At 39.4% G+C, this 19681-nt stretch carries 14 protein-coding genes, 17 tRNA genes, 2 rRNA genes and 1 other RNA gene; 31 read left to right on the forward strand and 3 right to left on the reverse strand.

Features of this window, described 5'->3' with window-relative positions:
- Positions 1–183 precede the first annotated feature (183 nt).
- The 22 genes from C1N55_RS01235 to C1N55_RS01340 all read left to right on the forward strand — a co-directional run bounded on the left by C1N55_RS01235 (position 184) and on the right by C1N55_RS01340 (position 8881).
- Positions 184–3103 (forward strand): 23S ribosomal RNA (locus C1N55_RS01235).
- A 64-nt stretch (positions 3104–3167) separates the two neighbouring features.
- Positions 3168–3283: ribosomal RNA gene (gene rrf / locus C1N55_RS01240) — 5S ribosomal RNA — on the forward strand.
- 10 nt (positions 3284–3293) lie between these two features.
- A tRNA-Val gene (locus tag C1N55_RS01245) sits at positions 3294–3369 on the forward strand.
- Positions 3370–3374: 5 nt separating this feature from the next.
- A tRNA-Thr gene (locus C1N55_RS01250) sits at positions 3375–3447 on the forward strand.
- 9 nt (positions 3448–3456) lie between these two features.
- A tRNA-Tyr gene (locus tag C1N55_RS01255) sits at positions 3457–3540 on the forward strand.
- A 7-nt stretch (positions 3541–3547) separates the two neighbouring features.
- Positions 3548–3622: transfer RNA gene (locus tag C1N55_RS01260), tRNA-Lys, on the forward strand.
- Between the two features lie 38 nt (positions 3623–3660).
- Positions 3661–3735 (forward strand) — tRNA-Gly (locus tag C1N55_RS01265).
- A 5-nt stretch (positions 3736–3740) separates the two neighbouring features.
- Positions 3741–3829 (forward strand) — tRNA-Leu (locus C1N55_RS01270).
- Between the two features lie 10 nt (positions 3830–3839).
- Positions 3840–3916 (forward strand) — tRNA-Arg (locus C1N55_RS01275).
- 6 nt (positions 3917–3922) lie between these two features.
- Positions 3923–3999 (forward strand) — tRNA-Pro (locus C1N55_RS01280).
- A gap of 26 nt (positions 4000–4025) precedes the next feature.
- Positions 4026–4101: transfer RNA gene (locus C1N55_RS01285), tRNA-Ala, on the forward strand.
- Positions 4102–4123: 22 nt separating this feature from the next.
- Positions 4124–4200, forward strand: a tRNA-Met gene (locus C1N55_RS01290).
- A gap of 9 nt (positions 4201–4209) precedes the next feature.
- Positions 4210–4302: transfer RNA gene (locus C1N55_RS01295), tRNA-Ser, on the forward strand.
- A 22-nt stretch (positions 4303–4324) separates the two neighbouring features.
- Positions 4325–4400, forward strand: a tRNA-Asp gene (locus C1N55_RS01300).
- A 19-nt stretch (positions 4401–4419) separates the two neighbouring features.
- Positions 4420–4495, forward strand: a tRNA-Phe gene (locus C1N55_RS01305).
- A gap of 6 nt (positions 4496–4501) precedes the next feature.
- Positions 4502–4575, forward strand: a tRNA-Gly gene (locus C1N55_RS01310).
- A 4-nt stretch (positions 4576–4579) separates the two neighbouring features.
- A tRNA-Ile gene (locus tag C1N55_RS01315) sits at positions 4580–4656 on the forward strand.
- An 8-nt stretch (positions 4657–4664) separates the two neighbouring features.
- Positions 4665–4739: transfer RNA gene (locus C1N55_RS01320), tRNA-Asn, on the forward strand.
- Position 4740: 1 nt separating this feature from the next.
- Positions 4741–4812, forward strand: a tRNA-Glu gene (locus tag C1N55_RS01325).
- A 198-nt stretch (positions 4813–5010) separates the two neighbouring features.
- Positions 5011–6546: a spore germination protein gene (locus C1N55_RS01330; protein ID WP_370452565.1), complete on the forward strand. Its 1536-nt coding sequence runs from the start codon at positions 5011–5013 to the stop codon at positions 6544–6546.
- A gap of 2 nt (positions 6547–6548) precedes the next feature.
- Positions 6549–7637 (forward strand): GerAB/ArcD/ProY family transporter, encoded by a 1089-nt coding sequence (locus tag C1N55_RS01335; RefSeq protein WP_137727134.1) that lies wholly within the window; start codon positions 6549–6551, stop codon positions 7635–7637.
- Positions 7634–8881, forward strand: a complete 1248-nt coding sequence (locus C1N55_RS01340) for a Ger(x)C family spore germination protein (RefSeq protein ID WP_137727135.1) — start codon at positions 7634–7636, stop codon at positions 8879–8881. The genes C1N55_RS01335 and C1N55_RS01340 overlap by 4 nt, the downstream gene beginning before the upstream one ends.
- 270 nt (positions 8882–9151) lie before the next feature.
- Here C1N55_RS01340 and ssrS read toward each other — a convergent pair.
- Both ssrS and C1N55_RS01350 read right to left on the reverse strand, forming a co-directional pair.
- A non-coding RNA gene (gene ssrS, locus C1N55_RS01345) (6S RNA) lies at positions 9152–9343 on the reverse strand.
- 204 nt (positions 9344–9547) lie between these two features.
- Positions 9548–10180: a YfbR-like 5'-deoxynucleotidase gene (locus tag C1N55_RS01350; RefSeq protein ID WP_137730487.1), complete on the reverse strand. Its 633-nt coding sequence runs from the start codon at positions 10178–10180 to the stop codon at positions 9548–9550.
- Positions 10181–10450: 270 nt separating this feature from the next.
- Here C1N55_RS01350 and C1N55_RS01355 point away from each other — a divergent pair, with 270 nt between their 5' ends.
- The gene (locus C1N55_RS01355) at positions 10451–10885 is read left to right on the forward strand and encodes a hypothetical protein (RefSeq protein WP_137727136.1); all 435 of its coding nucleotides are present in this window, start codon (positions 10451–10453) and stop codon (positions 10883–10885) included.
- Between the two features lie 88 nt (positions 10886–10973).
- Here the strand turns inward: C1N55_RS01355 and C1N55_RS01360 are convergent, their stop codons facing one another.
- Complete coding sequence (locus tag C1N55_RS01360; protein ID WP_137727137.1) at positions 10974–11159, reverse strand: YjfB family protein; 186 nt, start codon at positions 11157–11159, stop codon at positions 10974–10976.
- A 148-nt stretch (positions 11160–11307) separates the two neighbouring features.
- Here C1N55_RS01360 and C1N55_RS01365 point away from each other — a divergent pair, with 148 nt between their 5' ends.
- The 8 genes from C1N55_RS01365 to C1N55_RS01395 all read left to right on the forward strand — a co-directional run bounded on the left by C1N55_RS01365 (position 11308) and on the right by C1N55_RS01395 (position 19673).
- Complete coding sequence (locus C1N55_RS01365; RefSeq protein ID WP_137727138.1) at positions 11308–11874, forward strand: superoxide dismutase family protein; 567 nt, start codon at positions 11308–11310, stop codon at positions 11872–11874.
- A gap of 431 nt (positions 11875–12305) precedes the next feature.
- Positions 12306–13301, forward strand: coding sequence for a TAXI family TRAP transporter solute-binding subunit (locus C1N55_RS01370; protein WP_137727139.1), 996 nt, complete (start codon positions 12306–12308; stop codon positions 13299–13301).
- 121 nt (positions 13302–13422) lie between these two features.
- Positions 13423–13941 carry a DUF1850 domain-containing protein gene (locus tag C1N55_RS01375; RefSeq protein WP_137727140.1) on the forward strand — a complete coding sequence of 173 codons (519 nt, stop codon included), beginning with the start codon at positions 13423–13425 and terminating at the stop codon, positions 13939–13941.
- Complete coding sequence (locus tag C1N55_RS01380) at positions 13928–15994, forward strand: TRAP transporter permease (protein ID WP_137727141.1); 2067 nt, start codon at positions 13928–13930, stop codon at positions 15992–15994. The genes C1N55_RS01375 and C1N55_RS01380 overlap by 14 nt, the downstream gene beginning before the upstream one ends.
- Before the next feature lie 304 nt (positions 15995–16298).
- The gene (locus tag C1N55_RS01385; RefSeq protein WP_240758347.1) at positions 16299–16844 is read left to right on the forward strand and encodes a 5' nucleotidase, NT5C type; all 546 of its coding nucleotides are present in this window, start codon (positions 16299–16301) and stop codon (positions 16842–16844) included.
- A gap of 216 nt (positions 16845–17060) precedes the next feature.
- Positions 17061–17213, forward strand: a complete 153-nt coding sequence (locus tag C1N55_RS20390; RefSeq protein WP_168193767.1) for a hypothetical protein — start codon at positions 17061–17063, stop codon at positions 17211–17213.
- A 191-nt stretch (positions 17214–17404) separates the two neighbouring features.
- Complete coding sequence (locus C1N55_RS01390; RefSeq protein WP_137727143.1) at positions 17405–18520, forward strand: amidohydrolase; 1116 nt, start codon at positions 17405–17407, stop codon at positions 18518–18520.
- Between the two features lie 37 nt (positions 18521–18557).
- Positions 18558–19673, forward strand: a complete 1116-nt coding sequence (locus C1N55_RS01395) for a mandelate racemase/muconate lactonizing enzyme family protein (RefSeq protein WP_137727144.1) — start codon at positions 18558–18560, stop codon at positions 19671–19673.
- Positions 19674–19681: the final 8 nt, after the last annotated feature.

Consider the following 19681-nt stretch of genomic DNA (forward strand, 5'->3'; position numbering starts at 1 on the left):
AAAGCTTTCGTCGCAAATCTGCACGGAGTATTTCACTGATGTTTAGTCGCGATGTGATTGAAGTCAGCTGATTTGTTCTTTGAAAACTGGATAAAACGACATTGAAAGCAACAAAATTCAAGTAATTGATTGTGTAGTTCTTAAGTCTTTTCTTTTTTAGAAAAGCAGTAACTGATCTTTATAGGTTAAGTTATTAAGGGCGCACGGTGGATGCCTTGGCACTAGGAGCCGAAGAAGGACGGCACTAACACCGATATGCTTCGGGGAGCTGTAAGTAAGCTTTGATCCGGAGATTTCCGAATGGGGGAACCCACTGTTCGTAATGGAACAGTATCTTGACGTGAATACATAGCGTCTTGAAGGCAGACCCAGGGAACTGAAACATCTAAGTACCTGGAGGAAGAGAAAGAAATTATTCGATTCCCTGAGTAGCGGCGAGCGAAACGGGAAGAGCCCAAACCAAGAGGCTTGCCTCTTGGGGTTGTAGGACACTCTATACGGAGTTACAAAGGAATGAATTAGGCGAAGCGATCTGGAAAGGTCTGCCATAGCGGGTAAAAGCCCCGTAGTCGAAAGTTCATTCTCTCTTGAGTGTATCCTGAGTACGGCGGAACACGTGAAATTCCGTCGGAATCCGGGAGGACCATCTCCCAAGGCTAAATACTACCTAGTGACCGATAGTGAACCAGTACCGTGAGGGAAAGGTGAAAAGCACCCCGGAAGGGGAGTGAAATAGAACCTGAAACCGTGTGCCTACAAGTAGTTAGAGCCCGTTAATGGGTGATAGCGTGCCTTTTGTAGAATGAACCGGCGAGTTACGATTACGTGCAAGGTTAAGCTGAGAAGGCGGAGCCGTAGCGAAAGCGAGTCTGAATAGGGCGAATTAGTACGTGGTCGTAGACCCGAAACCAGGTGATCTACCCATGTCCAGGGTGAAGGTGAGGTAACACTCACTGGAGGCCCGAACCCACGCACGTTGAAAAGTGCGGGGATGAGGTGTGGGTAGCGGAGAAATTCCAATCGAACTTGGAGATAGCTGGTTCTCTCCGAAATAGCTTTAGGGCTAGCCTCGTGATAGAGAATACTGGAGGTAGAGCACTGTTTGGACTAGGGGGGCATCTCGCTTTACCGAATTCAGACAAACTCCGAATGCCAGATATTTATACACGGGAGTCAGACTGCGAGTGATAAGATCCGTAGTCAAAAGGGAAACAGCCCAGACCACCAGCTAAGGTCCCAAAGTAATCGTTAAGTGGAAAAGGATGTGGCGTTGCTTAGACAACCAGGATGTTGGCTTAGAAGCAGCCATCATTTAAAGAGTGCGTAATAGCTCACTGGTCGAGTGACGCTGCGCCGAAAATGTATCGGGGCTAAACGATTCACCGAAGCTGTGGATGGACATCTAAGATGTCCGTGGTAGGAGAGCGTTCTAAGTGCGTTGAAGTCAGACCGGAAGGACTGGTGGAGCGCTTAGAAGTGAGAATGCCGGTATGAGTAGCGAAAGATGGGTGAGAATCCCATCCACCGTATGACTAAGGTTTCCTGAGGAAGGCTCGTCCGCTCAGGGTTAGTCGGGACCTAAGTCGAGGCCGATAGGCGTAGACGATGGACAACAGGTTGATATTCCTGTACCACCTCCCCGCCGTTTGAGTAATGGGGGGACGCAGTAGGATAAGATAAGCGTACCGTTGGTTGAGTACGCCCAAGCAGTAAGGCGTGGAAGTAGGCAAATCCGCTTCCTGTAACGTTGAGCTGTGATGGGGAGCGAGTTTCTCGCGAAGTATCTGATTTCACGCTGCCAAGAAAAGCCTCTAGCGAGGCGGGAGGTGCCCGTACCGCAAACCGACACAGGTAGTCGAGGAGAGAATCCTAAGGTGTGCGAGAGAACTCTCGTTAAGGAACTCGGCAAAATGACCCCGTAACTTCGGGAGAAGGGGTGCTCTCAGCAATGAGAGCCGCAGTGAATAGGCCCAGGCGACTGTTTAGCAAAAACACAGGTCTCTGCAAAACCGTAAGGTGACGTATAGGGGCTGACGCCTGCCCGGTGCTGGAAGGTTAAGAGGAGGGGTTAGCGCAAGCGAAGCTCTGAATTGAAGCCCCAGTAAACGGCGGCCGTAACTATAACGGTCCTAAGGTAGCGAAATTCCTTGTCGGGTAAGTTCCGACCCGCACGAAAGGCGTAACGATCTGGGCACTGTCTCAACGAGAGACTCGGTGAAATTATAGTACCTGTGAAGATGCAGGTTACCCGCGACAGGACGGAAAGACCCCGTGGAGCTTTACTGTAGCCTGATATTGAATTTTGGTACAACTTGTACAGGATAGGTAGGAGCCAGAGAACTCGGAGCGCCAGCTTCGAGGGAGGCGTCGGTGGGATACTACCCTGGTTGTATTGAAATTCTAACCCATACCCGTAAGCCGGGTAGGAGACAGTGTCAGGTGGACAGTTTGACTGGGGCGGTCGCCTCCTAAAAGGTAACGGAGGCGCCCAAAGGTTCCCTCAGAATGGTTGGAAATCATTCGTAGAGTGTAAAGGCACAAGGGAGCTTGACTGCGAGACCTACAAGTCGAGCAGGGTCGAAAGACGGGCTTAGTGATCCGGTGGTTCCGCATGGAAGGGCCATCGCTCAACGGATAAAAGCTACCCCGGGGATAACAGGCTTATCTCCCCCAAGAGTCCACATCGACGGGGAGGTTTGGCACCTCGATGTCGGCTCATCGCATCCTGGGGCTGTAGTCGGTCCCAAGGGTTGGGCTGTTCGCCCATTAAAGCGGTACGCGAGCTGGGTTCAGAACGTCGTGAGACAGTTCGGTCCCTATCCGTCGTGGGCGTAGGAAATTTGAGAGGAGCTGTCCTTAGTACGAGAGGACCGGGATGGACACACCGCTGGTGTACCAGTTGTCTTGCCAAAGGCATCGCTGGGTAGCTATGTGTGGACGGGATAAGTGCTGAAAGCATCTAAGCATGAAGCCCCCTCAAGATGAGATTTCCCATTACGCAAGTAAGTAAGATCCCTCAAAGACGATGAGGTAGATAGGTTCGAGGTGGAAGTGTGGTGACACATGGAGCTGACGAATACTAATCGATCGAGGACTTAACCAAATCTTGAATGCAATCAATGTCTTTATCCAGTTTTGAGAGAACAAAGTTCTTTCAACTAAATAAGTCTAGTGATGATGGCAAAGAGGTCACACCCGTTCCCATACCGAACACGGAAGTTAAGCTCTTTAGCGCCGATGATAGTTGGGGGCTTCCCCCTGTGAGAGTAGGACGTCGCTAGACTTATTACCCAGGAGGATTAGCTCAGCTGGGAGAGCACCTGCCTTACAAGCAGGGGGTCGGCGGTTCGAGCCCGTCATCCTCCACCATATATGCCGGTGTAGCTCAGTTGGTAGAGCAACTGACTTGTAATCAGTAGGTCGAGGGTTCGACTCCTTTCGCCGGCATCCTTTTTTGGAGGGGTAGCGAAGTGGCTAAACGCGGCGGACTGTAAATCCGCTCCTTCGGGTTCGGCGGTTCGAATCCGTCCCCCTCCACCATTTGTAAGAGCCATTAGCTCAGTGGTAGAGCATCTGACTTTTAATCAGAGGGTCGAAGGTTCAAGTCCTTCATGGCTCACCAGTTTTATAAAATTTGTGCCAGTATTAATTTCAGTACATGCGGAAGTAGTTCAGTGGTAGAACACCACCTTGCCAAGGTGGGGGTCGCGAGTTCGAACCTCGTCTTCCGCTCCAAATGTGCCGGGGTGGCGGAACTGGCAGACGCACAGGACTTAAAATCCTGCGGTAGGTGACTACCGTACCGGTTCGATTCCGGTCCTCGGCACCATTCATAATATGCGCCCGTAGCTCAATTGGATAGAGCGTCTGACTACGGATCAGAAGGTTGTGGGTTCGACTCCTGCCGGGCGCGCCAATATTTCGAGAAGTAGCTCAGCTTGGTAGAGCACTTGGTTTGGGACCAAGGGGTCGCAGGTTCGAATCCTGTCTTCTCGACCATGTAACTATAAAGTGAAATTTTATTTGGGGCCTTAGCTCAGCTGGGAGAGCGCCTGCCTTGCACGCAGGAGGTCAGCGGTTCGATCCCGCTAGGCTCCACCAATAAAAAAACATATATTATAATGGCGGCGTAGCTCAGCTGGCTAGAGCGTACGGTTCATACCCGTGAGGTCGGGGGTTCGATCCCCTCTGCCGCCACCATAAAATTTCGGAGGCATACCCAAGTCTGGCTGAAGGGATCGGTCTTGAAAACCGACAGGCGGGTTACACCGCGCGTGGGTTCGAATCCTACTGCCTCCGCCATTTTTCTCAAATCATACATAAAGGTCCCGTGGTGTAGCGGTTAACATGCCTGCCTGTCACGCAGGAGATCGCCGGTTCGATCCCGGTCGGGACCGCCATTTTTAATCTCAATAATATGGGTCGGTAGCTCAGTTGGTAGAGCATTAGATTGAAGCTCTAAGTGTCGGCGGTTCGATTCCGTCCCGACCCACCATATAATGCGGGTGTAGTTTAATGGTAAAACCTCAGCCTTCCAAGCTGATGTCGTGAGTTCGATTCTCATCACCCGCTCCAATTGGGGCCTATAGCTCAGCTGGTTAGAGCGCACGCCTGATAAGCGTGAGGTCGATGGTTCGAGTCCATTTAGGCCCACCAAAAATTTTTCCGAAGTAGCTCAGTGGTAGAGCAATCGGCTGTTAACCGATCGGTCGTAGGTTCGAGTCCTACCTTCGGAGCCACGGCCCGTTGGTCAAGTGGTTAAGACACCGCCCTTTCACGGCGGTAACACGGGTTCGAATCCCGTACGGGTCATATTGAGAAATGCCCTAAAGTTAGCCAATAACTTTAGGGCATTTTTTATTTCAATCATACAATATTTTAAAAACCATTAGAAAATTTCTTCTAATGGTTTTTCTTTATATTTATTCTGGCGTATGGATAATCTGAACATTTTATACATAAATAACACTCTCTTGTGCAAAATAAGGAAAAAGCATGGAGTTGCTAAAATTGAATTTTTTTAAGAAATTAATGAAATCAGATAGTGAGCAGGAAAATCAATTTCCTGAACAAACATCGGAAAATGAAATATTAATTAAGAAAAAACATATAGACAGAAGTTTAGCAAACAATTTAAATACAATTAAATCTCTCTATTCTATACCATTGAATTCTGATATTAAAATTCGCCAATTCACTTATGGAGAAATGCAGATAAAGGCGATGGTTGTCTATATAAGTACTATAACAGACGCTCAAAAAATTGATGAATCTATTATCCAGCCTTTGTTAACGAGTCAGTCTTCAAAAGGAGTGGATAATATTATTACCGCCGAGACAATATCAACCGTTAAAGTGATCGAAGATACGGTAAAAGGTATTAATGGTGGAAATACTGTATTGTTTGTAGATGGTGAAGAATGTGCCTATATCATTTCTACTAGCAAGTTTGAGGGGAGAAGTGTTGAAAAGGCAGGGAATGAGGTTGTTATTAAGGGGTCAAAGGATGCTTTTAATGAAATGGCAACCTCAAATATTTCGTTACTTCGAAAGAGAATCAAAAATGAAAGTTTAATTGTTGAATCAACCATTGTATCAAAACGTTCAAATAATGAAGTTTATCTGCTCTATGTTAAGGACTTAGCAAACGAAGATATTATAAACGACGTCCGACAAAGAATAAGTTCAATAGATGTAGATGCAATTCAAAATGCCGCCGTCTTAGAACAATATATTGAGGAAAGACAAAAATCTATATTACCCACAGTTTTATACACAGAAAGACCTGATCGTACAGCCTCGTTCTTAGAAAACGGATTTATCGTACTAATTATGGATAATTCACCTGAAGCATTAATCGTACCGGCAACATTCTGGTCATTTTTCCATAACGCTGAGGATCATTACCTTCGATTTATTTTTGGGAATTTTATAAGAGCCCTGCGTTTGCTTGCTTTATTTATAACACTATTTATTTCTGCAATTTATATATCGATAACTAATTATCATGTAGAGATGGTGCCAGCCGATTTATTGCTTGCAATTTCCGCGACTCGAGAAATTGTACCGTTTCCTGCTATTGTGGAGATTTTACTAATGGAAATTGCCTTTGAATTAATAAGAGAAGCAGGGCTACGTGTACCAAGCCCGATAGGACCTACAATTGGGATAGTAGGAGCATTAATTTTAGGACAAGCTGCCGTTCAAGCGAATATTGTTAGCCCTCTCGTTGTAATTATTGTGGCCCTAGGGGGATTAAGTTCCTTTGCAATTGGGGATATTAGTATGAACTTTTCGATGCGATTATTAAGATTCCTCTTCATATTCTCAGCTGCATTATTTGGTTTTTATGGGATGACAGCATTATTTACTATAGGCATTGTCTACATGGTATCAATGAAATCTTTTGGAGTGCCTTATCTAGCTCCCATGACGCCGACCTATATTTCATCCAAAGATACTGTTTTTAGAAGAATGCTTAAAAATGAGATCTTTAGACCAGGTTACTTGAAACCAAAAGATATAGAAAAAAAATCAGGAGAATAAGGATGTACAAATCAGAAGGAAAAATAGGGACCAAGGAGTTATTTTCCATTATCATTCTTGTGATAGGGACCAAATTAACAGATAATACGCCATTGCTCTTTTTTGATGATTTGAGTAATGGCGCTTGGATGGCAATTATATTCATCTTTCTTTTTTCACTTTTTCCTATCTATTTTTTAACAAGGGTTATGACATTCTATCCGAAAAAAAATTTAATTGAAGTAACAAATCATTTGTTTGGGAAGTATATCGGTCAGTTTGTTTTATTTGGTTTATGGCTTTTGTTGACTAATTCCATTATTTCAACATCAGCGGTTTACACGGATATTATTGGAACCATGTATTTTACGAAAACACCTACAATGATTATTTATTTCTTATTGATGGGAGTAGCTGTATATATAGGAAAAAAAGGATTAGAGAATATCGGGTCAGCATCATGGATGACGATCATCAGTATTAAAATCTCCCTACTTGTTGTGTTAATTCTTGCCTATTATAAGGGAGAGACTGCCTTTCTCTTTCCTCTGTTTGGAGAAGGGCAAGTAAAGATCATAAAGGAGAGCGCGTTAAATTCTTCAATTTATGCTGAATTTTTGTTCATGGCTTTAATTGCGACCAATGTTAAAAATATATCAAGTTTTAAAAAGGGAATATGGTTAGGGTTAGTGATTGTTACAGTTGAAGTTACATTAGCTTTTATAGCTTATGTATTGCTATTTGATTACAATGGTGTGAATTTGTTGAATTACCCGTTTCATGAAACAATTCGCTTGATTGAACTAGGCTTCATTACGAATGTGGAATCCTTGTTTTTCCCTTTTTGGCTAATTGCTACGTTTCTTCGATTTTCTTTTTTGCTCTATATAAGCGCTTTATTATTCGGAGGGATTTTTAAAATCAAGCAATTTGAGTATATCATCCCGACCTTAGGTACTATAATTGTATTTTTAGGATTAATTCCAGAGACACCTGTTTTTAACTTTACCTCTAATCGAGAAGTATTTTTAAATATTTCCACCCCCATTTTCATGGTAATGCCTTTTCTGTTATGGGTATCCGCAAAAATAAAAGGGGATTATAAAAAATGATAAAAAATGTACTGTATCATTTGCCATTTCTAATTTTCCTTTTGCCTTTGCTGAGTGGATGTTGGGACCAAACAAACATTGATAAAAGAGCGTATGTTGTGGCGATTGGTTTAGATAAAACGGAAGAAGAGCATCAATATAAAATTACTTATTTAATATCGAATCCTGAATTGTCAAAACAACAAGCTGGTACAAATGAGCCCGGAAAAGAAATTATTACATTCAATACAAATGATTTAATGACAGCTAAGAAAATGGCTAATACTGTAATAGCTAAGGAGATTTCATATAATTTAGTGACAGTTCTAGTTGTTTCGGAAGATTTAGCGAAGGATAATTTTTTCTTAAGACTCATATATGATTCCATAAAAGCTAGAGACATATCTCGAGATACGACTTTGATTGTATCTAAAGAGAATGCTAGTGAATTTTTGAGTAATAATGACCCTAAATTAGAAACTAGAATTCATAAATACTTTGAGCTAATTATGGAATCGGGAAGTGAGTCGGGTTTTATCCCTAAATCTACACTTCATTCATTTTATAGAATTACAGAAGCGGATGCAGATTTGTTTTTAGCACCTTATGGTACGACAGAAATGAGTGATAATGCCAATAAAGATGTATTAAATGATGAATTTTTAGCTGGTGAATTCCAAGTTGAAGGACAAACCAACAAAACCCAATTTATAGGGTCTGCTCTATTTAAGGAAGGTAAAATGATTGCAAAGTTACCAGCGAAAGAAACAAGAATCGCTATTCTTTTAAATGATACTTTAGATATGGGGGAATTATTGACCAGTTATCCTGATCCGGAAAATGAACAATACCGGATTGGTGTGAGAGTTATGAAAAAGGAAGGAAACAAGGTCGATATGCAGCTAAAAGGGGAAACTCCCTCCATTGATGTGGAAATTCCTATACGTGTTGATATATTGTCAAATCATAGTATGGAAAATTACTCCAAGGACAGAAAAGAAAGGCAGGAGTTAAAGAAGTATCTTGAGGAACTGATGACTAAGGAGATTAACAATTTTGTTAAAAAGACGCAGGAAGAGTATAAGGGAGAACCATTTGGATGGTCTTTAGCTGCCAGAAAAAAGTTTAAAACCGTCCCTGAATATGAGAAATTTGATTTTATGAAGACATATCCCAATATGAAAGTAAATGTAAAAGTAAGTATAGAGTTCGGCAACTTTGGAAGACAAAGCGAGGTTCCGAATATAGGAGAAATGAGGGATTAGCTTGAATATGGTAGTGTGGGCAATCATGATAGGTATCTTCCTGTACACAATGGGTTTTTCCCGAGTATTGTGGAAAGATAAAAATAAGATGGGATCCATTGCTGTATTTATGTTGGGTATATGCACCCTTATCGCTCCATTTTTTTCCGTACTAAGTTGGTGAAGGAAAAGTATGCGTAGAAAGTATAAACAATATATAATAGTTGATTTAATCAAAAATCCCCTATCGATTCGATAGGGGATTTTTTAGCCTTGCTATACAATATGTATGGCAAAGCCGCCTTGCCGTAATAATTATAGAAAGTTTTAAACCACCACTCCTCAAAGTGGGTGTTCGCAAAAGATTTCCTGTATATCGTCATTCACCTTAGTGTGACGCTCGCCATTCCACCTTCTATATAAAACTCCCTTTTACAGTTCAAAGGTTAAAACTTAATATGTGTACGAACAACGCAGCTTTAATGCTATATTATACGATTGTTTTCAGTTGTGCAAGTAAGTACTATCAAGGAAAAAAGTCAAATATTTATCAAATGTTTTCAACTTAATTAGGGGGTTTATTCGAATTTAGTGAGTAGATGAGTGCGAAAACGTGGATGGAAATGGAGGTACTATTGATTTTTCAGTAAAATAAAAAGCCTTCCATTATTGGAAAACTTTTCAAACCTATTCGGATATGTTTAACACTTCATTTGTAAGAGCGGCAATATTAATTTGCGTTTCCTCATGCATTACGTCTTTTAGTATTTCATTTCTAAAGTAACGAACACTCACATGGAGAGGCATTTTAAGGAGTTTTTCAAGTGCTTGCTGATACATGATTACGAATTCCTTATCTGTATTTCCGCGCTTTAGCTCTGCAAAGGATTCATAAAACTGGTCAAGCTTGTCTGCAAATTCTAGAAGACGCCCTTCTATTGTTTCGTCTTTTCCTTCCTTCATTCGCTCTGAGAAGACATCTTGAAAATCGGGCGGTATTTCTTCCCGAATAAATTTCTCCATCATTTTTTCTTCTACATGGGCTAGCATTTGTTTTAGCTCCACACTGGCATGCTTAACGGGTGTTTTAATGTCGCCAATGAATACTTCGGCAAAGTCATGATTGATTGTTTTTTCATAAAGTGATTTCCAATTGATTGTTGCGCCATTCATCTCTTCAAGCGTTGCAAAAAACATAGCATACTGAGAAACCTTCCAGGAATGGGCGGCAACATTATGCTCTTCAAATTTAAAACGTCCAGGGGCACGGAATATTCTTTCTAAATCATTTAAACTTGTGAAAAATCTATGGATACCTATACAAATCACTCCTCAAATGTTTTTAGCACAATTTATATGCCTATATCTGCATCATATAATTATTCATACCCTAATAGATGCTCATTTCAATCATTTAACAAACAATTAATATGATATTTACAATGAGCGAGATTTTAATGGTTAATTTATAAGATATGCAAGAATGATGGAAATGTGAACCTTGTTTTTAGAAAATGTCAAGATTCCCAAATATTATTGATATGACCGGTGTTATACTGGAGATAACTTAAGAAAATGGAAGTGAAGAGGATGTTCCATACATTATGTTTATACATACATATAGTAAGCGCTGTGGGGTCAATTGGTCCTTTATTCTCTCTAATTCCCATCATCAAAAAAATGGAATCAGCAGAGGTCGAGCAGTTAAGCGGTTTGGTCCAATCGTTTCAGTCGGCTATAACAGTTGTAAAACATGCAGGACATGTGCTAGTTTTTTCAGGTATTATACTCGTTATCATTAGTGGGTGGACGTGGACAACTTCATGGGTCGTGTTAACAATTGCGATTATGATTGGTTCAATTGTCTTTTTAGCAAGAGCATTTAAGCCAACATTAAAAACATTTGCTACCCAAGAATTTCAGAAAGAATTATTCATTAAAAAGCTAAGAAAAGCGACTTGGCAATATATATTCATATTGCTGATTATGCTATGGCTGATGGTGGCAAAGCCTGTGTTGTGGTAACAAGGGAAGTTGGGCTCATTTCCTAAATAGTATGAGAACTGACCACAAATTTAAAAGATCTTTGATATAAAATCAAAGATCTTTTGCATTACACAGACACATCAATCGTTGTCCCCTTATGAGGATGGGGGGCTGCAGGTTGTTGTACCGGCATTTGCTCAAGCATTTGAACTGCACTTGCTGCACCCATATTCAGCGATTTATCCATAATGCTCATATGTACAGTTTGCTGCAGCTGTGCTACTTGTGCAGACATAAATGAACTTAATTCCATTCAATTATCCCTCCTTTTATTCTTTATCGGCATAATTTTAAAGTATATTTATCTTTTCCTTTAAAATAGGATATATGGCATCTTTCGGTAATAGAAGAATATTCCGCTTTTTAGATGGTAATACTTTTACTGATAGGAGGCTAAAAAAATGTGGAAAAATCTAATTCTGTTTGGTAGCATGACCCTTCTTTTGAGTGGCTGTGGACTTTTCGGGATGACCGATGAAGACAAACAAATACCTGTTGCAGCGCCTGAGGCTTTAAAGGCAGCAGCAAATATTGTGGATACAGAAGGTAATGAAATTGGACATATGGAGCTAACAGAAGGCTCAGATGGAGTATTAATATCTCTTGGATTGACAAACGTTCCAGAGGGTGAGCATGGTATTCATATCCATGAAGTCGGCAAATGTGAAAAACCAACCTTTGAAACAGCTGGTGCCCATTTTAATCCACTACAAAAACAACATGGTATCGAAAATCCGAAAGGACCGCATTTAGGTGATTTACCAAACATTGCACCTGAAGAAGATGGAACGGTTCAAGTTGAATTTGTTGCGAAGAACTTAACGTTAGAACCAGGTATGGAAAACTCCATCTTGGATAAGGATGGCAGTGCCATCGTCATTCATGAAGATCCAGATGACTACAAAACGGATCCTGCTGGAAACTCAGGAGCACGTATTGCATGCGGAGTTATTACTTCTGCAAAATAAAAAAATTGCTGTGTAATTAAGCTATATTTTTAGCTTTTTACACAGTTTTTTTCTTTGTATTTTTCAAAATAAGAAAACAATCCCTTTACATAATTATGTAAAAAAGTGTATTAAATAACATCGTTTTATTAGAATATCTTATTTTAATTTCTAAAAGAAAATAATCTTTCACAACTGGATTCCGATAGGCAAGGGTTAAGAAAAGGCTGTAATAACGTGTTTTACCAGCTCTGTATTATAACAAAAAAATGTGCGGTATATAAGAATTACTATTCTGAAAAATTTACAAAGTTCTTCATGTAAACGTATACATGCTGTTAACTTAAGCTATTATTCTATTGATAGAATAATTAAAATCATTGACACAACCAAAAGAGAGTAGTTACAATTGTAACTGTGATGTAACAATTATTTGTATTGGGGGGTCTTAATTGAAAAAGAGTAATTTATTGTTAATGACATTATTAGGTTTGTTACTTCTAGTTCTTGCGGCATGTGGCGGTGAAGAATCTACTGACACAGAAAGTTCGACAGGTGATACTTCAAAAGAAGAAACGACTACTGATATTAAATTTTTAAGCTTAGTAACTGGTGGTACACAGGGTACTTATTATGCTCTAGGTGGTACTTTTGCAGATTTAATCTCAGATGAAACTGGTATTAAAACAACTGCTGAGGTTTCTCAAGCTTCTGCAGCAAATGCAAATGCTTTAAAAGCTGGTGATGCTGAAATTGCATTCCTACAAACAGATATCGCTTATTATGCAAAAAATGGTGAGTTAATGTTTGAAGGACAAGCGGTTGATGATCTTGTAGCAATCGGTGGATTATATCCAGAAACTATTCACTTAGTAACAACTGCAAACTCAGGAATTACTTCGTTTGATGATTTAAAAGGGAAAAAAGTTTCAGTAGGTGCACCAGGTTCTGGTACTTACGCAAATGCTGAGCAATTATTAGAAGTACACGGTTTAACAATGGATGATATCGAAGCTCAAAACTTAGATTTTGGTGAATCGACTGACGGTTTAACGACTGGTCAAATTGATGCTGCTTTCATCACAGCTGGCTATCCAACTGCTGCTGTTGAAGCATTAGGTGCAACAACAGATGTAGTGATTGTTCCAGTTGAAGCAGATAAAGCTGAAGCTCTAATTGAAAAATATCCTTACTATGCAGTAGATACAATTCCTTCAGGTACTTATGGATTAACTTCGGAAGTTCCAACTGTATCAGTATTGGCAATGATTGCAGTAAAATCAGATTTACCTGATGATGTAGCATACGGAATTGCAAAAGCGATTTACGGGAATGCTGGAGAAATCAGTCATGCTAAAGGAGAGTTCATTAAAACTGAAACTGCTCTAGATGGTATTGGAATTGATGTTCATCCAGGTGCTCAAAAATACTTTGACGAAAATAAATAAGTTTTAGAGAAGGGCTTGAAGATAATGCTTCTTCAAGCTCTTTTTGACTTTATTTTCTTTATTACTTTTGGAAAGCTATCGACGAAATACCAAGGTACATGGAATTAGATGAGGCGATGAAATGAAAAGGCTAATTTTTCTCTTAGTTGTAGCTATACTTGGAATAATAATTTTGTTTTCACCGAGTTTCACTGTGATGTCCTTTCAAGAAACGAGAACGAATAATCCGCAAAGCTATTACATAAATGTTTCCAAAGAAGATAAGTTTAATATCCGTTATACGCACTCAATTCATTTAACAGATGTACTTGAAAATTATGAAATAACTGACTCTAATCAGATAAAGCTACTTTCAATGGAATATGAAGATGTTGCGATTGGTATGCCAGCACATGCTGAGCAGGGTCAAACATTAAGCTATGAAAATGGCAAATACAAACTAGAATTTGAGAATCAAACAGTAGAGAGCTTTACCTTATATATTGGTAACATTAATTTGGAATTAGCAGTTATTTATGAAGGGAATACCTATGACTTAAAAAAGTCATTAGAGCGAGGAAGTGCCTTTCTATTTGAAATCAAAAGGATTTCAATATTTGATAAGCTGAAAGGAGTTGTGATGGTGCATGAAAAAGAATGATAAACAGCTTTCAACAAATGCTTCTAGCAGTCTAGTAAAGGACGAGCTTGCTGCAGATCAAATTGAAGCATTATCTGCAGAACAGCAACAGCAACTATTGGAGAAATACGATACAGAGTCGAATACGCGCAAAATTGTTGGTATTATGAAATGGGTTATCTATATTGGGTTACTGTCCTTTTCACTATTCCAGCTATACACTGCCGTTTTCGGTCAATTTACGGCCTATATTCAACGAACAATTCACTTAGGTTTTGGTTTAACGTTTATATTCTTACTTTTCCCTTCTTTTAAAAAGGGAAGAAAAGATAAAATCCCGTTCTATGACTATATCCTGGCGATTATCGCTGCGGTGACAGGGATTTACTGGACACTTAATTATGAACGCCTTGTATCAAGCCTTGGATCAATTACACAACTGGACTTTATTGTCGGGCTTATCGTAATTGTATTAGTTTTAGAAGCAGCAAGAAGAGCAGTCGGGCTACCAATTGCAATTATTGCTACATTATTCTTGGTATACGCATTCTTCGGACCATATATGCCGGACTTTTTAGCACACCGTGGCCAGTCCTTAGATCAAATAGTTAACTTAATGTATTTCTCGACAGATGGTATTTTGGGAACACCAATTAGTGTTTCTGCGACATATATTTTCGCTTTCCTATTATTCGGAGCCTTCCTGGTTAAAACAGGAGTAGGGCAATATTTTAATGATTTAGCAATAGCTGTTGCAGGGAAACTAGTAGGTGGTCCTGCAAAAGTAGCGATTTTCTCTTCTGCATTACAAGGGACAATTTCTGGAAGCTCTGTAGCAAACGTTGTTACATCCGGTTCTTACACAATTCCTTTAATGAAAAAGTTAGGGTATAAGAAGGAATTTGCAGGAGCAGTCGAAGCAGCTGCTTCGACAGGTGGCCAGTTAATGCCTCCTATTATGGGTGCAGCGGCCTTCCTAATGGTAGAGTTTATTGGTCGAGGAATTACTTATTGGGATATTGCCAAGGCCGCAGCCATTCCAGCCCTACTTTACTTTGTAGGAATTTGGATTATGACGCACTTTGAAGCAAAACGTCTTGGCCTTGAAGGGCTTAAAGAAGAAGAAATGCCAGACCGCAAAGCAATCTTGAAAAAGATTTATCTATTAAGTCCGATTATTTTAATTATTGTAATCATGATGTCTGGTGTACCAGTTATACTCTCTGCCCTTTATGGTATTCTTGCTTGTATTATTATTGGATTTATAAATAAAGAAGTTAAGTTTGGTATTCGAGAAATTATTGATGCATTAGTAGATGGTGCTCGTACGGCTTTAGCAGTTGCGGCTGCTACGGCATGTGCTGGTATTATCGTAGGTGTTGTTGTGAAAACTGGCTTAGGATTAAGTTTAGCAAATAGTTTAGTAGACCTTGCTGGTGGAAAAATCTTCTTAACACTGTTCTTCGTTATGATTGCCTCTCTAGTTCTAGGGATGGGTGCACCAACAACAGCTAACTATGTTATTACGTCAACGATTGCTGCTCCAGCAATTATCACATTACTGGCGCCGGATGTATCTCAAGCTTTAGTACCAATGACAGTGTTATTATCTGCACATTTCTTTGTATTCTACTTCGGAATTATTGCGGATATTACACCTCCAGTTGCCTTGGCAGCCTTTGCCGCATCGGGGATATCTGGCGGGGATCCGATTAAAACCGGTATAAACTCAGCTAAGCTAGCTATTGCTGCGTTTATTATTCCTTACATCATCGTCTACTCACCTGCACTGTTAATGATCGATGTAACAATTTGGGAAATCTTATGGGTAGTGTTTACCGCATTAATGGGAATGATTGCAATAGGCGCTGGAATTATCGGTTACTGGTACCGTCGTATCAACTGGATTGAGCGCTTAATTGTTTTAGCATCTGGATTAGCGATGATTTACCCAGAATCGTTCTCAGATTTTGCGGGATTAGCTGTATTCGGTATCATGTTCTTATTACAACTAGCAACAAAGGATAAAGGTAACAAACCGAATAACAAAAAATTAAATACAGCTACAAACTAATAGTTCAAAGAGCTTGCATTTAAACGTATGCAAGCTCTTTAATTGTGGAGAATTCTATGCAAAACGGTGTCTTAAGGACAACAAGTAAGTAATACTAGACGAGTTAAAAATAGAAGAGATCTAATAAACTTGATATGCTATCCTGTGTTAAGGATTTAAATTTATTGTAAATATTTTCAAATCCTCATTGTTTTTCGTTCCGACCTTTTTTACACTGATAAGAAGGTATGGTATTTTTGATATCGGTGTGAGAATAGACAATGGTATCCTGAGACTAAAAATAAAAGATTTTATGGAGGTAGTCATGAAAAGTATTGCTGTGGATATGGACCAGGTATTAGCGGATTTTTTAGGAAAGGCTTCAAAAGCTTGTGAGGAACGTTTTAATGTCTCCATCTCTAAGGAAGAATTTGATGTAGCGAAATTGGAAGCCAGGCATCCTGACCTTGTGAAAAAATTCTTTTTAATGATTAATGAACCTGACTTTTTCCGTGACTTTGAATTATTAGATCCTGATGCAGTTCCTGTATTAAGAGAGTTAAGTGAACATTATGAAATCTTCATTGCTACAGCGGCAATGGATGTACCTGGCTGCTTTAATGCAAAGTATGAATGGCTAATTGAACACTTCTCATTTTTAAATCCCGAGCACTTTATCTTCTGTGGTGATAAAAAGGTAGTAAAAGCAGATTTCTTAATAGATGATAATGTTAGACAGCTTCATTCTTTTACAGGGGAAGGAATTTTATATTCGCAACCCTACAATGAACATTGCAATGTTTATAAACGAGTTCATAATTGGCAAGAAATACGAAATTTATTTTTACCTGTAAAAGAAGCTTCTAAATAAGGAATGCTTTGAATTTAGTCCCTCTCAATAGGAGGGACATTTTTTAATTATAGATAATATTCTAAACAAATTTCGTCAATATTAGATGTAAAGTTATCACAAAATGAGATTGTTTTGATACTTTTTTTGCATAGATAACGAAAAAATGTTGTTTTTAACAAGAGAAGTGTGTATGATATAAAATATCAGAAAATTCAAACTAAGAGGTGTTAAAGTATGACAAACTTATTATTATCCAAGTTTGAAACCTATTTATTAGATCAGGACTTTGAACTTGAATTAGAGAAGCCTCAAGCTCATGTAGATTTTAACTATGAAGAGTCGGCGAATTATAATGAATACCCTCCTGGATTCTTTTCAGGTTTATAAAGTTAAATAAGAGGAAGGGTTTTTTCAGTTCCTTCGTACGGCAAAATCCACTTAGGAGATTGTCGTTTTTTTTATTAGTAAAGAGGAAACTTCAGTTTTCTAAATTTTGGTTTATAGGCAGAAGTGGTTAATAATTAAGGCTTTCTTATGTATAATAGAGAAAGCGAAATAAAAATTCGAGGTGCGAAGAAATGGGTCAAGTAAAGACTTACGAAGAAGTTATCCATGGATGGTTTGATCACTTTCATGCTCATCCAGAGGTCAGTTGGAAAGAAGTAGAAACAACTAAGAAAATTGCATCAATATTAGATGATATGAACATCAGCTATAAATTCTTTTCCGATGTAACGGGTCTTGTGGCAGAAATTGGCCAAGGGGAAGAAGTGATTGCAGTACGTGCTGACATAGATGCGTTATGGCAAGAAGTTGACGGAACAATGCGTGCCAATCATTCTTGTGGACATGATGCAAATATTTCGATGGTATTAGGAGCACTCCTGCAACTAAAAGATGTACCCTTAAAAAAGCGTGTTCGTTTTATTTTCCAGCCTGCTGAAGAAACTGGTGGCGGAGCAATCGAAATGGTGAAACATGGCGTTATTGATGATGTATCGTATTTGTTTGGTGTACATCTGAGACCGATAGAGGAGTTGCCTTTAGGAAAAGTAACACCTGCAATTCACCATGGAGCAGCGATGTTCTTACAAGGAACAATTCACGGGATAGATGCACATGGTGCTAGACCGCATCAAGGTAAAAATGCCATCGATGTAATTTGTGCCATTCAACAAATGATAAAGAATATATATATAAATCCTTTTGATGTATATAGTGCGAAATTAACGAAAATCGTTGCTGATGGTGGCAGTACGAATATAATACCTGGTAACGCGACATTTTCAATGGATATTCGTGCACAAAAAAATTCAGTTTTAGAAGAGCTGCAGAAACGAATTGATGAAGGATTTGAAGGAATTCGTAATATGTTTGGAGTCGAGCTGAAATGGGACTGGTTGGATAAAACACCAGGAGCAGAAGTGTCTGAAGACGCTGCTCAAATCGCCAAAGCTTCTATTATCGAGGCTTTAGGATTAGAGCATCTAGAAAAGCCGATATCTACACCTGGAAGTGATGATTTCCATTATTATACGGTATTAAGACCAAACTTAAAGGCTGCAATGATTGGTATTGGTGCAGATTTAACACCTGGTCTCCATCATCCAAAAATGAGCTTTAATAAGGACGCCTTAATGACTGGTGCAAAAGTGTTAACTACCACTTTACGTAATGCAGCACAAAATTATTAATAGACTACTATAGACTAAAGAAGGAAGTTAAAAAATCATGAAAATCAAGCAAGTTGAAATCTTTGCAGTAAATCTACCCTTAATTAAACCATTTATAATTAGCTATGCATCTTACCCTAACATTCAATCGATTATTGTCAAAATTACAACAGAATGCGGGTTAGTAGGATGGGGGGAGAGCGTTCCAGACGAGCATATTACGGGAGAAACGCCGCATTCAACCTATGCCATGCTAAAAAATACATTGGCTCCTATCATGATTGGACAAAACCCAATGGAATTTGAAAAAATCCATGAATTACTGGACAAAAATGTCCACAGAGCACCAGCAGCAAAAGCCGCAATTGATATTGCTTGTTTCGATGTGGTAGGGAAAAAATTAAATGTTCCGGTTTATCAATTATTAGGTGGACGTTACCATGAAAAATTCCCGGTTACACATGTACTTAGTATCGATGAACCTGAGAAAATGGCCGATGAAGCCGAACAAAAGGTGGAAGAAGGCTACACATCTTTTAAAATGAAAGTAGGTCAAGATGTATTAGGGGACGTAAAACGCATTACAGCTGTACGAGAACGTGTTGGGGAAGATATCGCCATTCGAGTTGACGTAAACCAAGGATGGGTAAATAGTGCAAATACACTTCAAGCAATTCGACACTTAGAAGCCCTGGGGATTGATTGGCTAGAACAGCCTGTTGCTCAAGATGATATTGATTCCATGGTTGAAATTAAATCAAAATCAACAATTCCTGTTATGATTGATGAAGGGATTCGCGATATGAACAACATGCGCGAGATTATTGCAAAACGTGCTGCAGATAAAGTGAACATCAAGCTTATGAAGTGTGGCGGAATTTACCCTGCTATGAAGCTTGCTACAATGGCTGAAATGGCTGGCATCGAATGTCAAATTGGTTCAATGGTTGAATCTTCAATTGGTTCAGCTGCAGGTTTCCATGTTGCCTTTTCGAAAAAAATCATTAAAAGTGTGGAGCTAACTGGACCCGTTAAATTCTCAAAGGATCTTGGAGATTTAAAGGAAAGCTATATAATCCCAGACATCCAATTAAACGAACGTCCAGGGTTAGGTGTAAGTGTAGATGAATCAATCCTCGCTGAGCTTACTCAATACTCGGATTTAGTAGAGTAGGTGACTAT

Origin of the sequence: Lysinibacillus sp. SGAir0095, from assembly GCF_005491425.1 — a bacterium.
Lineage (GTDB): Bacteria > Bacillota > Bacilli > Bacillales_A > Planococcaceae > Ureibacillus.